General features: G+C 56.6%; 13 protein-coding genes. All 13 read left to right on the top strand.

Translation table 11 applies throughout. The annotated features are described in order from the left end of the window. Nucleotides 1-30 precede the first annotated feature (30 nt). The 13 genes from NOX35_RS14365 (at nucleotide 31) to NOX35_RS14305 (ending at nucleotide 13,452) form a co-directional block, all read left to right on the top strand. Nucleotides 31-1,938, top strand: coding sequence for a copper resistance system multicopper oxidase (locus tag NOX35_RS14365; protein ID WP_019042270.1), 1,908 nt, complete (start codon nucleotides 31-33; stop codon nucleotides 1,936-1,938). 25 nt (nucleotides 1,939-1,963) lie between these two features. Continuing rightward, a complete protein-coding gene (locus NOX35_RS14360; protein ID WP_003055078.1) occupies nucleotides 1,964-2,935 on the top strand; it encodes a copper resistance protein B in 972 nt (323 codons plus the stop codon). Nucleotides 2,936-3,046: 111 nt separating this feature from the next. Further along, nucleotides 3,047-3,433 carry a copper homeostasis periplasmic binding protein CopC gene (gene copC / locus NOX35_RS14355; RefSeq protein ID WP_019042272.1) on the top strand — a complete coding sequence of 129 codons (387 nt, stop codon included), beginning with the start codon at nucleotides 3,047-3,049 and terminating at the stop codon, nucleotides 3,431-3,433. Between the two features lie 4 nt (nucleotides 3,434-3,437). Continuing rightward, nucleotides 3,438-4,364 (top strand): copper homeostasis membrane protein CopD, encoded by a 927-nt coding sequence (gene copD, locus NOX35_RS14350; protein ID WP_019042273.1) that lies wholly within the window; start codon nucleotides 3,438-3,440, stop codon nucleotides 4,362-4,364. Between the two features lie 351 nt (nucleotides 4,365-4,715). Next, a complete protein-coding gene (locus NOX35_RS14345) occupies nucleotides 4,716-7,181 on the top strand; it encodes a heavy metal translocating P-type ATPase (protein WP_019042274.1) in 2,466 nt (821 codons plus the stop codon). 123 nt (nucleotides 7,182-7,304) lie between these two features. Continuing rightward, entirely contained in the window at nucleotides 7,305-7,628 is a 324-nt protein-coding gene (locus NOX35_RS14340; protein ID WP_029158336.1) for a helix-turn-helix transcriptional regulator, read from the top strand. 46 nt (nucleotides 7,629-7,674) lie between these two features. Next, nucleotides 7,675-8,181: an arsenate reductase ArsC gene (locus NOX35_RS14335; RefSeq protein ID WP_019042276.1), complete on the top strand. Its 507-nt coding sequence runs from the start codon at nucleotides 7,675-7,677 to the stop codon at nucleotides 8,179-8,181. 121 nt (nucleotides 8,182-8,302) lie between these two features. Next, a complete protein-coding gene (locus NOX35_RS14330; RefSeq protein ID WP_019042277.1) occupies nucleotides 8,303-9,592 on the top strand; it encodes an arsenic transporter in 1,290 nt (429 codons plus the stop codon). Nucleotides 9,593-9,617: 25 nt separating this feature from the next. Beyond that, the gene (gene arsC / locus NOX35_RS14325) at nucleotides 9,618-10,049 is read left to right on the top strand and encodes an arsenate reductase (glutaredoxin) (RefSeq protein ID WP_019042278.1); all 432 of its coding nucleotides are present in this window, start codon (nucleotides 9,618-9,620) and stop codon (nucleotides 10,047-10,049) included. Further along, a complete protein-coding gene (gene arsH / locus NOX35_RS14320) occupies nucleotides 10,036-10,752 on the top strand; it encodes an arsenical resistance protein ArsH (RefSeq protein WP_019042279.1) in 717 nt (238 codons plus the stop codon). Before arsC ends, arsH begins: the two co-directional genes overlap by 14 nt. A gap of 9 nt (nucleotides 10,753-10,761) precedes the next feature. Then, nucleotides 10,762-11,946, top strand: coding sequence for an MFS transporter (locus NOX35_RS14315; protein ID WP_019042280.1), 1,185 nt, complete (start codon nucleotides 10,762-10,764; stop codon nucleotides 11,944-11,946). Nucleotides 11,947-11,965: 19 nt separating this feature from the next. After that, on the top strand, nucleotides 11,966-13,015 hold the full coding sequence (locus tag NOX35_RS14310) for an ArsO family NAD(P)H-dependent flavin-containing monooxygenase (RefSeq protein ID WP_019042281.1): 1,050 nt from the start codon (nucleotides 11,966-11,968) through the stop codon (nucleotides 13,013-13,015). Between the two features lie 86 nt (nucleotides 13,016-13,101). Next, nucleotides 13,102-13,452, top strand: a complete 351-nt coding sequence (locus NOX35_RS14305; RefSeq protein ID WP_034359702.1) for a helix-turn-helix transcriptional regulator — start codon at nucleotides 13,102-13,104, stop codon at nucleotides 13,450-13,452. Nucleotides 13,453-13,479 lie beyond the last annotated feature (27 nt).

Genomic DNA, 13,479 nt, shown 5'->3' with positions numbered 1-13,479 from the left:
TTTCTTGGAAGCTCTGGAGGATTTCACCTTATGCCGCGTCATTCGCCATTTTTTGTCACTCCCACTCAAGGGTTCTCTCGTCGGCGCTTCGTTCAGGGGCTGGCCGCAGGAGGCGTTCTGGCGGGCCTGTCAACGCAGTCGCTCATGGCATTCGCACAGCAGAGCTCCACAGTCCGCGGGGCCGCTCCGGTGCTGAAGGGTAACGAGTTCGATTTGGTGATCGCCGAGTCCGCAGTGAACTTTACGGGCAAGCCTGGCATGGCGACCACGATCAATGGATCGCTTCCTGCTCCAACCCTGCGCTGGCGAGAGGGTGAGACGGTGACGATTCGCGTCACTAACAAGCTTCGCGAGGCCACTTCTATTCATTGGCACGGCATTATCTTGCCCTACCAGATGGATGGAGTTCCAGGCATCAGCTTTGCGGGCATTCCTCCTGGAGAGACGTTTACCTACCGCTTCAAGGTTCAGCAAAGCGGTTCCTACTGGTATCACTCACATTCAGGCATGCAGGAACTCACCGGCATGTATGGAGCGATCATCATTGATCCCGCAGGACCTGAGACTATCCGTGCAGATCGTGACCATGTCGTGCTCTTCTCTGACTGGACTGACGAAGACCCCATGCGCGTTTTCGCAAAGCTCAAGGTTCAGGGCGACTACTACAACTACAACCAGCCCACGGTCTTTGATTTCTTCCGTGATGCATCGCGTGATGGCGTGTCAGCGGCATTAGACAAGCGCAAGATGTGGAACGAGATGCGCATGAATCCAACGGATTTAGCCGACCTCTCTTCTGCGACCCTGACCTACCTCGCAAATGGCGTCACACCTGCAGGCAATTGGACTGCTCTTTTCCGTCCGGGCGAGCGTGTCCGGCTGCGCATGGTCAACGGCGCGGGCAATACCTTCTATGACGTACGTATACCGGGCCTGAAGCTCACGGTGGTGCATGTTGACGGTGTCGACGTAGAGCCTGTGACTGTCGATGAATTCCGATTCGGCCCTGGCGAAACCATAGACGTGATTGTCGAGCCACGTGATGACGCCTATACGATTTTTGCCCAGTCGATGGACCGAACAGGCTACGCACGCGCTACGTTAGCAGTGCGCGAAGGCCTGCAGGCTCCAGTCCCCGCACTCGATCCCGTCGAATGGCTGGGTATGAGCGACATGATGGGCGCCATGAGCCATGGCAGTTCTGGAGCCGACATGGACATGACCGGCATGTCTGGGATGACCGGCATGTCTGGGATGACCGGCATGTCTGGGATGACGGGTATGGCCGGGATGGCTGGTATGTCGGGGGCAATGGCCGGCATGGATCATGGTGCGATGGCCGGCATGAATCACGGTGGTATGGCGATGGACCATAGTCAGCATGCCAAGCCTGCTGGGAGCTTGGCAGTGCCCAGCACCACCGCACGCCATGCTCGCACTGAATATGGCGCAAGAACAGATATGCGAGTCGATATGGCCCGCACCAATCTTGACGATCCCGGTATCGGTCTGCGCAATAACGGCAGACGGGTGCTGACCTTGGCAGATCTGCATACACCTTCAGGTCCGATGGACTCGCGCGGTCCTGGACGAGAGGTGGAGTTGCACCTGACGGGGAATATGGAGCGATATTCCTGGTCTCTTGATGGATTGGAGTTCGGGCAATCAACGCCTGTTCACTTCCGTCACGGCGAGCGTTTGCGAGTCATCCTGCACAACGACACGATGATGACTCACCCTATGCACTTGCATGGGATGTGGAGTGAACTGGAGAGCCCTGATGGTCGATTCCTCGCCCGTCGACACACCTTGCCAGTACAGCCTGCACAACGCATCAGCTTCTTGGTGACGGCAGATGCTCTGGGGCGCTGGGCATGGCATTGCCACCTGATGTTCCACATGGATGCAGGCATGTTCCGCGAAGTCGTAGTGTCTTGAACAAACCTCACAAGGAAGATCAAAAATGTCCAAAGCACTCCCTATTCGTGCATTGTCCACTGCGCTCCTCGCTCTGGTGAGTATTGCGGCCCAGGCGCAAAGCGACCATTCATCGCATGGCCAAGCGAATATGCAAATGGAAGCACCGGCAAGCCCTGCCACAACTGCAGCTGATCCACATGCAGGTCATGGTGCTATGACTGGCAGCGCTGCAAGCGGCCCTGCGATGGATCACGGCAGCATGCAGATGCAAGGGGGATCCGCACCTCCAGATGCTCGCGACCCACATGGGTATTCCAATGGGTTGACCTTGGGATCGGGCGATTACGCGGTGCCTGGCGTCCCGCGCTTGATGCTTGCGGACGAGCATACCTTTGCCTCGCTGCGTGGTGAGACCCTGGAACGCCGTTTTTCACGCAGAGGTGATGATTCAACGGCCTATGACTTGCAAGCATGGTACGGGACCTCATACAACAAAGCTGTCTTGAAGGCAGAAGGTGACGTCGCCAAAGGAAAGCTCGAAGAGTCTCGCACCGAACTGCTATGGAGCCGTGCTGCCACAACCTATTGGGATACACAGCTTGGTCTGCGCTTAGACAACGGCGTGGGACCTAGCCGTCAATGGCTGGCATTTGGTGTACAGGGCCTAGCCCCTTACTGGTTCGAGCTGGAGGCCACAGCCTATGTTGGCAGTGGCGGCAGAACTGCGCTTCGCCTAAATGCAAGCTACGAACTATTGCTGACTCAGCGCCTGATCCTTGAGCCTAGAGCTGAAATGCAGTTTTACGGCAAGGATGATCCAGAGCGCCACATCGGCAAGGGCCTAGCCGAAGCATCTGCGGGCTTGCGACTGCGCTACGAGTTCAGCCGTCAGTTCGCTCCATATATCGGCGTCGAACGTGCGGGCAGTTTCGGGCGAACCGCAGATCTCGTTCGTGCAGACGGCGGCCGTGCTCAACAAACACGATGGGTGGCCGGTGTCCGCTTCTGGTTCTAGCCAGACCAATGTGCACTTCCTCGCTGGCGCGTTCTTGAGGGCGCGCCAACTCCATAGACCCAGATTCGCAATCGATTTTCAAACCACCATCACACTTAGATAGGAGTCCTCATGAACCGCTCAACCCTGGTCGCTAAGTTCATCGCGCCAATTGCCGCAACACTGTTCGCTTCCGCAGCATTTGCACATCCTTCGTTAGTTTCCTCCTCTCCTGCGGATAAGTCGCAGGTTGCTGCACCTGCAACGATTGAGCTGAAGTTCTCGGAAACGCTGGTTCCTCAGTTCTCGGCTGCGAACTTGATCATGACGGGCATGCCCGGGATGCCGAACCACGGTGCAATGAAGGTCAGCGCAAGCGTCTCTGGCGCTAGCGATGGCAAAACCATGGTCATTACTCCTGCGCAAGCACTTCAACCCGGTGCCTATCGCGTGGATTGGCGTGCCGTGTCTTCGGACACACACCCGATCAATGGCAATGTCACATTTCAGGTGAAGTAACCAAATGGCCGAGGATTGGTTCACCATCGTTTTGCGCCTCGCGCTTTATCTGGACATGGCTGCAGCTTTTGGCGTCGCCGTGTTCGGCGTCTATGCCCTTGGCCATGACGAGCGATCCTTGGCAATTGCGCGTCGCTATCGCGTTTGCGTTGGTGTATGTGCAGTAATCGGGATTGGACTGTCAGTGATTGGCATGACAGTCCTTGCCAAGGCCATGTCCGGTGCGCAAACTTACTCCGAGTTGTCAACGCATATCTTCGAGATGCTCATCACCGGCACTCACATGGGCCTTGCTTGGTGCATTCGTATTCTTGCGCTAGCGCTTTGCATCTTGATTGCCCTAGTGAAGTTCAATCCAACGTTTCGCTTCGTTGCCATGTCCGTATCTAGCGGTGTAGCGCTGGCGACACTGGCCTGGGCTGGTCATGGAGCGATGGACGACGGAATGCGTGGATACATCCACCTTGCTTCAGACATCTCCCACCTCTGGGCAGCAGGTGCATGGGTCGGCGCGTTGCTTGCTTTTTTGATCTTAGCCACAAGTAGGGCAAATGCGACACAGGACACTGTCGCCATATTGAGCCGCACATCAAACGGCTTTGCCCATGTCGGAACGCTGATCGTTTTCGTTCTTGCGGCCAGTGGTGTAGTCAACTATGTATTGATCGCAGGGCCTTCGCTTGATCCGCTTGTTTCGACACTCTATGGTCAGTTGCTGCTAGGCAAGCTAGTGCTGGTTCTCGGAATGCTTGCTTTGGCAGCTGCAAATCGGTTCCGGCTTAGTCCAAGTCTGGAGGCATCATTGGGCTCAGGGAATCGCGCGCAAGCAGTCGCTAAGCTACGCCAGAGCCTGTTCATGGAGACAACACTTGCAGTTCTGGTTTTGGCGAGTGTGGCTTGGCTAGGGATTCTTTCCCCAAAAGGAATTTGATCCTCCGAGATCAACCACCGACAGCAGAAGCGGAGCTGCTCTAAGCAGACGTAGACACTGATAGGAAGGGTAAAACGCTTCCGTCGATTCATGCTTGGATGGCGTCCGCGTCATGTAGTCAGACAAAGGCCATCTCAACAAAGAACTATTTCTTAAATTGAGATGGCCACAAGCAGCGAACTCTGATTGCGCTATCTCAGAATAGGTGGATAGAGTTGTTTTTCGAGCAGATTCTGGCTTGACATTCACATGGTGTAAGGGCCAAGAATCGATCCAACATCGTGAAGGGCCATCGGCATGCATCATCATCAGCATCGATCTTCTTCAGAGTCAGTTGAGTTGGAAAACACCATGACTGAGGCTGAGCCTTTGAAGGATCCTGTTTGCGGCATGACTGTCTCTCTACAGTCGCCTCATCAGATAGTTCACGAGGGACGGACCTATCGCTTCTGTAGTGCCGATTGCCAGCAAAAATTTGCTCATGCCCCTGCGCAATTCATATCGAGTAGCGGGCAGGCGGATCACGCAGTAGAGGGCTCAGTCTATGTATGCCCAATGCATCCTGAAGTCCATCAAGATCATCCGGGGCGTTGTCCTAAATGCCAAATGCATTTAGTGCCTGAGGCCCAGTTGCTCAGCTCGCACGAACATGCTCATGTGGCTGCAAGTCATTCAGATCAGAAATCGTTTGATGACTCGGGCGTGGTTCCCGCCGGAGCGATCTATACCTGCCCGATGCATCCGGAGGTCCGGCAAGATCATCCCGGAAACTGCCCTAAATGCGGAATGACTCTGGAGCCACTGATCCCGGTTGGAGAAGAGGACAACAGCGAGTTGCAAGACTTTCAACGGCGATTCTGGTGGACGCTACCACTCACCCTGATTGTTACCACTCTGGCCATGTTCGGACACAAGTTCGGCTGGTTCACTATGCAGACCCAAACATGGGTCGAGTTGACTCTTTCCCTGCCCGTGGTGCTATGGACGGGCTGGCCCTTTTTTGTTCGAGGCTGGCAGTCAATCATCCACCGCAGTCCGAACATGTGGACGTTGATCAGCTTGGGATCGGGAGCCGCCTTTGTCTACAGCCTCGTAGCGACGCTGGCACCTGGTGTGTTTCCCGACTCGTTCGTATCCATGGGCCGTGTAGCTGTTTATTTCGAGGCAGCGGTGGTCATCATTTCTTTGACCATGTTGGGGCAGATCATTGAGCTGAAGGCTCGCTCTCAGACCTCGGCCGCTATCAAATCATTGCTTAGCCTAGCTCCTAAGACGGCAAGGCGTATCAATGCAGATGGCAGTGAGGAAGATGTTCCCCTCAGCCACGTGCATGTCGGAGACCTGCTGCGCGTACGTCCAGGCGAGAAAGTACCCGTGGATGGCATTGTCACGGAAGGTCAAAGCGCCGTTGATGAATCGATGCTCACGGGCGAGCCAATACCTGTGACAAAGCGCGTTGACGACAAACTGATCGGCGCCACACTCAATACGAGTGGAGCTCTGGTCATGAGGTCAGAAAAGGTGGGCACTGCCACCATGCTCTCCCAGATAGTTCAGATGGTTGCATCGGCCCAACGGTCTAAGGCACCGATGCAGCGAATGGCCGACGTAGTGGCTGGAAAGTTCGTTCTGGTTGTCGTGCTAGTTGCTGTAGTGACCTTCTTCGTCTGGGGAATTTTTGGCCCAGAGCCCAGTTGGGTGTTTGGGTTGATCAATGCCGTCGCGGTACTCATCATCGCCTGCCCATGTGCGCTAGGTTTGGCCACACCCATGTCAGTAATGGTGGCCACAGGGCGCGCTGCAGAGCAAGGCGTTTTGTTCCGTGACGCGGGCGCCATAGAAAAAATGCGTGAAGTGGATACGCTCATCGTAGATAAAACGGGCACCCTTACAGAAGGTCGGCCTGCGTTCGATAAAGCGATTCCTACTGCAGATTTCACCGCTGACGAAGTTTTGAGGCTTGCCGCTAGCTTGGATCAGGGTAGCGAGCATCCGCTTGCGGATGCCATCGTCCGAGCTGCACGTGAACAAGGCTTGCAACTCGCTAAACCAGTGGACTTCGATTCCGCCAGCGGTATTGGTGTACGTGGAACCGTTGAGGGGCGGCGCTTGGCATTAGGCAACACCACATTGATGGCTCAAGAAGGCGTTTCTGTATCTTCCTTGCAAGCGGACGGAGAACGCCTGCGAGGAGAGGGCGCAAGCATCATGCATTTAGCGGCTGATGGGAAGTTCGCGGGCATTCTGGCGGTAACAGACCCTATCAAAGCTAGCACTCTGGATGCCATCCAAACGCTTCATGCAAGCGGCTTGCGAATTGTCATGGCGACCGGAGATGGCTTGACTACAGCTAGGGCTGTCGGTGCCAAGCTTGGTATTGATGAAGTACATGGCGAAGTGAAGCCCGCTGACAAGCTTGCTCTCGTGGAGCGATTGCAAAGTGAAGGCCATGTGATTGCCATGGCTGGTGACGGTATCAACGATGCGCCGGCCTTGGCAAAAGCTGATGTAGGTGTAGCCATGGGAACAGGGACCGACGTAGCAATGAACAGCGGTCAGATCACGCTGGTCAAGGGTGATTTGCGTGGCATTGCCCAGTCGCGTGAAATCTCAACTGACACAGTGCGCAACATGCGGCAGAACTTACTATTTGCCTTTATATACAACGGAATTGGTGTGCCGATTGCTGCGGGAGTTCTGTACCCGTTCACTGGGTGGCTTCTTTCGCCAATGATCGCAGCGTTAGCAATGAGCTTAAGTTCAGCATCTGTGATCTTCAACGCGCTGCGGTTGAGTAAGTCGAATCGCCTCAACTGAATTAGCGGCCAGTGTCTACGAAATCACTGATTCGGCCCCTTTCGCCATAAGCTGCATTTATGGAGGGGTCGACTTTGCTCATAGCTCTATACATCAATTCAATAATTGATGTATTATCAACTCATGCAAGAAGCAAAAGTCATTCGCTCACTCTCCGCTCTGGCCCATGAGGCCCGATTGCGCGTATTTCGCGCCCTTGTTGTGGCTGGACCTGAAGGCCTGACACCTAGTGCCTTAGCTGAGCGGCTCGGCATCGCGCCGAACGCGCTGTCCTTTCATTTGAAAGAGCTGTTTCATGCCGACCTGGTCACCCAGGAGCGGCAGGGCCGAAACGTGCTCTATCGCGCGGCCTTTCCCGTGATGAACGATCTGTTGGCATATCTCACCGAGAACTGCTGCCAGGGCGCGGTTTGTACCGATGACGCCGTTGCGTCGTGCGAGTGCTAAGCGTCGCTGCAACCTTTTCCCATCCCTAAGTCCCGCTGCTAAAACCATGTCTGACAACAAAGCTCCCCTGAACGTCCTGTTCCTGTGCACCCACAATTCGGCACGCAGCATCTTGGCTGAGGCCTTGCTCAACGATATGGGCCAAGGCCGTTTTAAAGCCTATTCGGCGGGCAGCAGCCCCCGCGAGAATCAGCAACCCAATCCGCTTGGGCTGCAGGTGCTGCAAAAGGCCGGTGTCTCGGTCGAGGGCTTGCGCAGCAAGAGCTGGGACGAATTTGCTGTGCCTGGTGCGCCGCATATGGATCTGATCATCACCGTATGCGACAACGCGGCTGGTGAAGTGTGTCCGTTTTGGCCTGGTCATCCCGCCACAGCGCATTGGGGCTACCCGGACCCCTCGGAAGGCGAGGCCTCTGACGAAGCAAAGCTGGAAGCCTTCCGGCAGACGATGCACATGATTCGTCGTCGCCTGGAGCTATTGGTGAACCTGCCAGCGCAAAAGCTGGAGCAGGCAGTACTCCAGTCCACGGCGCGTGAACTCTCTTCGCACTAAATCCCGTTACTGCAATTGCGATCCAGATCCAGAGTCTGGATTGCAGCACCAGGCTTCACTGACGCCCGCACGCGGTGGGCGACTGATGCCGACTTATAGCTTTTTCTAGGACCTATACGTCATGTTGACGGCCATCCTGATTTTCATTTTCACCTTGACGCTGGTCATCTGGCAGCCGCGCGGCCTTGGCATTGGCTGGAGCGCCTCTATTGGGGCAGGTATCGCACTGTTGCTGGGAGTCGTGCACTTAGCTGATATTCCAGTGGTCTGGCATATCGTCTGGAATGCCACGGCTACCTTTGTCGCCGTCATCATCATCAGCCTTCTGCTCGATGAGGCCGGTTTCTTCGAGTGGGCTGCATTGCACTTTGCCCGCTGGGGTGGCGGCAGCGGAGTCAAACTGTTTGCCTTCATCGTGCTGCTGGGTGCTGCCGTTTCGGCCCTGTTCGCCAATGACGGAGCCGCCTTGATTCTCACGCCCATCGTGATGGCCATGCTGGTGGCACTGGGCTTCTCTACGGCGGCAACGCTAGCGTTCGTAATGGCCGCCGGGTTTATTGCCGACACTGCGAGCTTGCCGCTGATCGTCTCCAATCTGGTGAATATTGTCTCCGCCGATTTTTTCAAGATCGGCTTCAATGACTACGCATCGGTGATGGTTCCCGTCAATATTGCCTCGGTCCTGGCGAGCTTGGGTGTATTGCTGCTGTTTTTCCGACGCGATATTCCTGCCACTTACGACGTGGCCCAGCTCAAGTCGCCATCGGCTGCAATCAAGGATCTGGCCACCTTCCAGGCTGGCTGGGTCGTGTTGGTCTTGCTGCTGGTCGGCTTCTTCGCGCTGGAGCCCCTGGGCGTCCCTGTCAGCGCCGTGGCCGCCGTGGGGGCTGCGATCTTGCTGGCGGTGGCTGCGCGTGGTCATGTCATCAGCACCAGGAAAGTACTTCATGGTGCTCCGTGGCAGATCGTGGTGTTCTCGCTGGGGATGTATCTGGTGGTCTATGGGCTGCGCAACGCGGGCCTTACGGATTACATCGCCATGTTGCTGAACCAGTTTGCAGCCGGTGGCGTGTGGACCGCTTCACTGGGCACAGGCGTGCTGTCTGCGGTGCTGTCTTCCATCATGAACAACATGCCCACGGTCCTGATCGGAGCCTTGTCCATCGATGCATCCACGGCCACAGGGGCAGTCAAGGAAGCCATGGTGTACGCCAATGTGATTGGCTGCGATCTGGGTCCCAAGATCACGCCGATTGGCAGCCTGGCCACGCTCCTTTGGCTGCATGTGCTCGCCAAGAAAGGCACAACGATTGGCTGGGGCTACTACTTCAAAGTCGGTGCGGTGCTGACCATGCCCGTGCTGCTCATTACCCTCGCAGCGCTGGCTTTGCGGCTCAGCGTGGCGTCATGAACCTTTGCAACGGGAATCTAGCGCTATGAGCGACATCACGATCTACCACAACCCTGCTTGCGGTACCTCCCGCAATGTTCTGGCCCTGATCCGCAACAGCGGGGAAGAGCCCAAGGTCATTGAGTACCTCAAGACACCCCCTGATCGCGCCACCCTGGTGGGCCTGATCCAAGCCATGGGCATGCCCGTGCGCGATGTGTTGCGCCAAAAAGGTACGCCGTATGACGAGCTGGGCCTGGGCGAGCCCAAATGGACGGATGAGCAATTGATTGATTTCATGCTCCAGCACCCCATCCTGATCAATCGTCCGATAGTGGTCACCCCTCTGGGAACCCGCCTGTGCCGTCCCTCGGAGGCCGTGCTGGACATCCTGCCGCAGCCTCAACAGGCCGCATTCTCCAAAGAAGACGGGGAAGCCGTCATTGACTCGAAAGGAAATCGAATTGGCAAGCTCTGATCTACCGAACCTCGACGAACAAGTTTTTGAAAAGCCCAGCCTGGAAGGCCTGTTGCCCGCACAGCGTGCTGAGCACGCGCCGCGCATTCTGCTTCTGTATGGCTCGGTTCGTGACCGCTCCTATAGCCGACTGTTGACCGAAGAGGCGGCGCGCCTGCTGCGCAAGATGGGTGCCGAGACCAGGATCTTCGATCCGCGTGGCCTGCCGCAGCCCGATGGTGCCCCTGACGATCACCCGAAGGTCAAGGAACTGCGTGAGCTGGCTGTATGGTCCGAGGGTATGGTCTGGACGTCTCCTGAGCGTCATGGTGCGATGACCAGCATCCTCAAGGCGCAGATAGACTGGATTCCTTTGTCCGCTGGTGCCGTGCGACCGACGCAAGGCAAGACACTGGCGGTGATGCAAGTCTCGGGGGGCTCGCAGTCCTTCAATGCGGTCAACCAGATGCGTGTGCTGGGTCGCTGGATGCGCATGATCACCATCCCGAATCAGTCGTCCGTTGCCAAGGCATTCGCGGAGTTCGATGAGGCTGGCCGGATGAAGCCCTCTTCGTATTACGAACGGGTGGTGGACGTGATGGAAGAGCTGGTCAAGTTCACGCTGTTGACGCGAGACTGTTCGGACTACCTGGTGGATCGCTACAGCGAGCGCCGTGAAAGCGCTGAAGAACTGTCTAAACGGGTCAATCAACGCAGCATTTAAACAATACAGATGGCACTGAACCGCACGCAAGTCACAGTCATGCTCGGGATTGCCCAGACCCTGTCCTGGGCCTCGTCGTACTACTTGCTTGCGGTGCTGGCCACGCCAATCAGTCAGTCGACAAGCACCTCGTACTCTCTGGTGTTCGGCGCGTTCTCGGCAGCCTTGCTTGTGGCTGCAGCGGTAGGACCCATCGCGGGCCGGTTGATTGATCGCTTTGGCGGAAGGTCGGTGCTTCTCGCCAGCAATCTGGTTTTTGCCTGTGGCTTGCTGATGTTGAGCCAGGCCACGCAGACACTGCATATCTTCGTGGCGTGGGCGTTCATGGGCGTGGCAATGGGTAGCGGCCTCTACGAAGCCGCGTTTGCCAGTGTGGTGCACCTGTATGGTCAGGATGCACGCCCAGCCATTACCGGAATCACGCTTTTTGCTGGCTTTGCCAGCACCGTAGGCTGGCCGCTTTCCAGCTATCTGGAAGGCCTGTACGACTGGCGCGTCGTATGCATGTTCTGGGCCGCCTTGCACCTGCTGCTGGGCCTTCCACTCAATGCCTTGTTGTCGCGTGCCAAGCCCACCCCGAGGGAAGTGATCGAAGAGCAAAAGCCGCTTGGAGCTGTGTCCCAGGGCGGAAACAACGTGGGCATCAGTCTTAAGCGCACGGCCTATCTGATGGCCTACGTTTTCGCGGCATCCTGGTTCATCAGCACTGCCATGGCTTCCCACCTGCCTCAGATTCTTCAGGCCAGCGGTGCAACTTTGGCTGCTTCGATTGCTGCTGCTGCATTGGTCGGGCCTGCCCAGGTGGCGGGTAGGGTGTTGGAGTACAGCTTTCTCAAGAAGGCACACCCACTGCTTTCTGCTCGCTTGGCCATCCTTGCCCATCCGCTGGCCGCTGTCTGTCTGGGCCTTGCCGGTGCACCTGCAGCCAGCATTTTTGCCATCCTGCATGGTCTGGGTAACGGCATCTTGACGATTGCCATAGGCACGCTGCCACTCAAGGTGTTTGGCTCTCAAGGATATGGCCAGCGTCAAGGCTGGCTCATGGTGCCTGCACGCATCGTGCAAGCCGGGTCACCGTTTCTTTTCGGACTGGCTGTCGCAAACTGGGGCAGCCAGGCTCTGTGGCTGTCTTCTCTGCTGGCGATCAGTGCATTTGCGGCTCTGTGGTCCATGCGTGTGAGTCCACAGCAATAAAGGCAAAAGGAGGTCAACAATGTCATTTCACGATGTGATCATCGTCGGAGCTGGTCAAGCAGGCCTATCGGTGGCGTACTTCCTGCGTCGCTCCAATCTGTCGGTGCTGCTGCTGGATGCCGAGGAAGCCGGAGGCGGGGCCTGGCAGCATGGATGGGACTCGCTGAGGCTTTTTTCTCCCGCTTCCTGGAGTTCCATCGCGGGATGGCCAATGTCTGCTTCGGGTGAGCAATATCCAAGTCGTGACCATGTGGTTGACTATCTTCGCAAGTACGAAGCACGCTACGAACTCAAGATCGAGAGGCCGGTATGCGTCACAGGCATTGAACCTACTGAGCAAGGCTTCCAGGTCAATGCCGGAGTGAGAAGCTGGCATTCGCGTGCCGTTGTATTTGCCACGGGAACATGGCGAAATCCATTTGTCCCCAACGTTGAGGGTTTGATGTCCTTCAAGGGGCAACAGTTGCACTCAGCTCAGTACGCATCTCCTGAGCCGTTCACAGGCAAGAGGGTGATGGTGGTCGGCGGAGGAAACTCCGGCGCACAGATCCTGGCGGAGGTCTCGCTTGTTGCGCAGTCCACGACCTGGGTCACGCTGGAGCCTCCAGCCTTTTTACCGGACGAGGTCGATGGGCGCGTACTCTTCGAGAGGGCCACTGCGCGCTGGCAGGCCCTGCAGGAGGGTAAAGATCCAGAGAACCTGCCAGGTGGCTTTGGCGATATCGTGATGGTTCCCCCTGTCCTTGAAGCACGCCAGCGCGGCGTGCTGCATTCTGTCGGCTCATTTGAGAAGCTCACGGCGGACGGGGCTCAATGGGGCGACGGAAGTACCAAGCCCTTCGACGCGATCATCTGGTGTACCGGCTTCAGGCCTGCGTTGCAGCCTCTGGAGACTCTTGGCGTTGTCAACGAATCCAGAGTCGCGGTAGACGGCACCCAGGTGCGTGGCGTCTCAGGTTTATGGCTGGTGGGCTACGGAGAGTGGACCGGGCCGGCGTCGGCCACGCTCATTGGTGTCATGCGTACAGCACGTAGCACCGCCGAGGAAGTTGAGCAGTACCTCTCGTAGAGGGTTGTTTGTCCATGCTCTCTGGGGACATACTCGGGTGGGGGCAACCTTTACATGTGCAAACCTATACACATATGATTGCCACTATGTCCTCCGTAGTTTCAATTCGTACTCAGGCGATTGAGGCCGCAATTGCCTCGCTAGACAGCAACTTTTTTCGTGCGTTGTGTGAACCTGCACGAGTCGCTGTGCTCAAGCGTGTCATGCAATTGGGCAGAGCGGATGTGACCGCGATTGCAGCTGACCTTCCTCAAGAGCGATCCGTTGTGTCTCGCCACCTGCAAGTCTTGCTGGATGCACGGATCGTGCGAGCCACCAAAGTTGGTCGCCAAATGTTCTATGAGGTGGATGGTCCAGCCATCATTGCGCGCCTAGAAGGCATTCTTAAACATACTCAAGGCATAGCGGCACACTGCTGTCCCGCCACCTCACTGTAGACCGTGTCCATTTTTTTTCAATGAAAT

Origin of the sequence: Comamonas sp. C11, from assembly GCF_024496285.1 — a bacterium.
GTDB classification, from domain to species: domain Bacteria; phylum Pseudomonadota; class Gammaproteobacteria; order Burkholderiales; family Burkholderiaceae_C; genus Comamonas; species Comamonas testosteroni_F.
This window is presented reverse-complemented; position numbering and strand designations above follow the sequence as displayed.

Coding starts and splice junctions, on each gene's coding strand:
- NOX35_RS14365 (WP_019042270.1), top strand. CDS start 31: ATGCCGCGTCATTCGCCATTTTTTGTCACTCCCACTCAAGGGTTCTCT.
- NOX35_RS14360 (WP_003055078.1), top strand. CDS start 1,964: ATGTCCAAAGCACTCCCTATTCGTGCATTGTCCACTGCGCTCCTCGCT.
- copC (WP_019042272.1), top strand. CDS start 3,047: ATGAACCGCTCAACCCTGGTCGCTAAGTTCATCGCGCCAATTGCCGCA.
- copD (WP_019042273.1), top strand. CDS start 3,438: ATGGCCGAGGATTGGTTCACCATCGTTTTGCGCCTCGCGCTTTATCTG.
- NOX35_RS14345 (WP_019042274.1), top strand. CDS start 4,716: ATGACTGAGGCTGAGCCTTTGAAGGATCCTGTTTGCGGCATGACTGTC.
- NOX35_RS14340 (WP_029158336.1), top strand. CDS start 7,305: ATGCAAGAAGCAAAAGTCATTCGCTCACTCTCCGCTCTGGCCCATGAG.
- NOX35_RS14335 (WP_019042276.1), top strand. CDS start 7,675: ATGTCTGACAACAAAGCTCCCCTGAACGTCCTGTTCCTGTGCACCCAC.
- NOX35_RS14330 (WP_019042277.1), top strand. CDS start 8,303: ATGTTGACGGCCATCCTGATTTTCATTTTCACCTTGACGCTGGTCATC.
- arsC (WP_019042278.1), top strand. CDS start 9,618: ATGAGCGACATCACGATCTACCACAACCCTGCTTGCGGTACCTCCCGC.
- NOX35_RS14315 (WP_019042280.1), top strand. CDS start 10,762: ATGGCACTGAACCGCACGCAAGTCACAGTCATGCTCGGGATTGCCCAG.
- NOX35_RS14310 (WP_019042281.1), top strand. CDS start 11,966: ATGTCATTTCACGATGTGATCATCGTCGGAGCTGGTCAAGCAGGCCTA.
- NOX35_RS14305 (WP_034359702.1), top strand. CDS start 13,102: ATGTCCTCCGTAGTTTCAATTCGTACTCAGGCGATTGAGGCCGCAATT.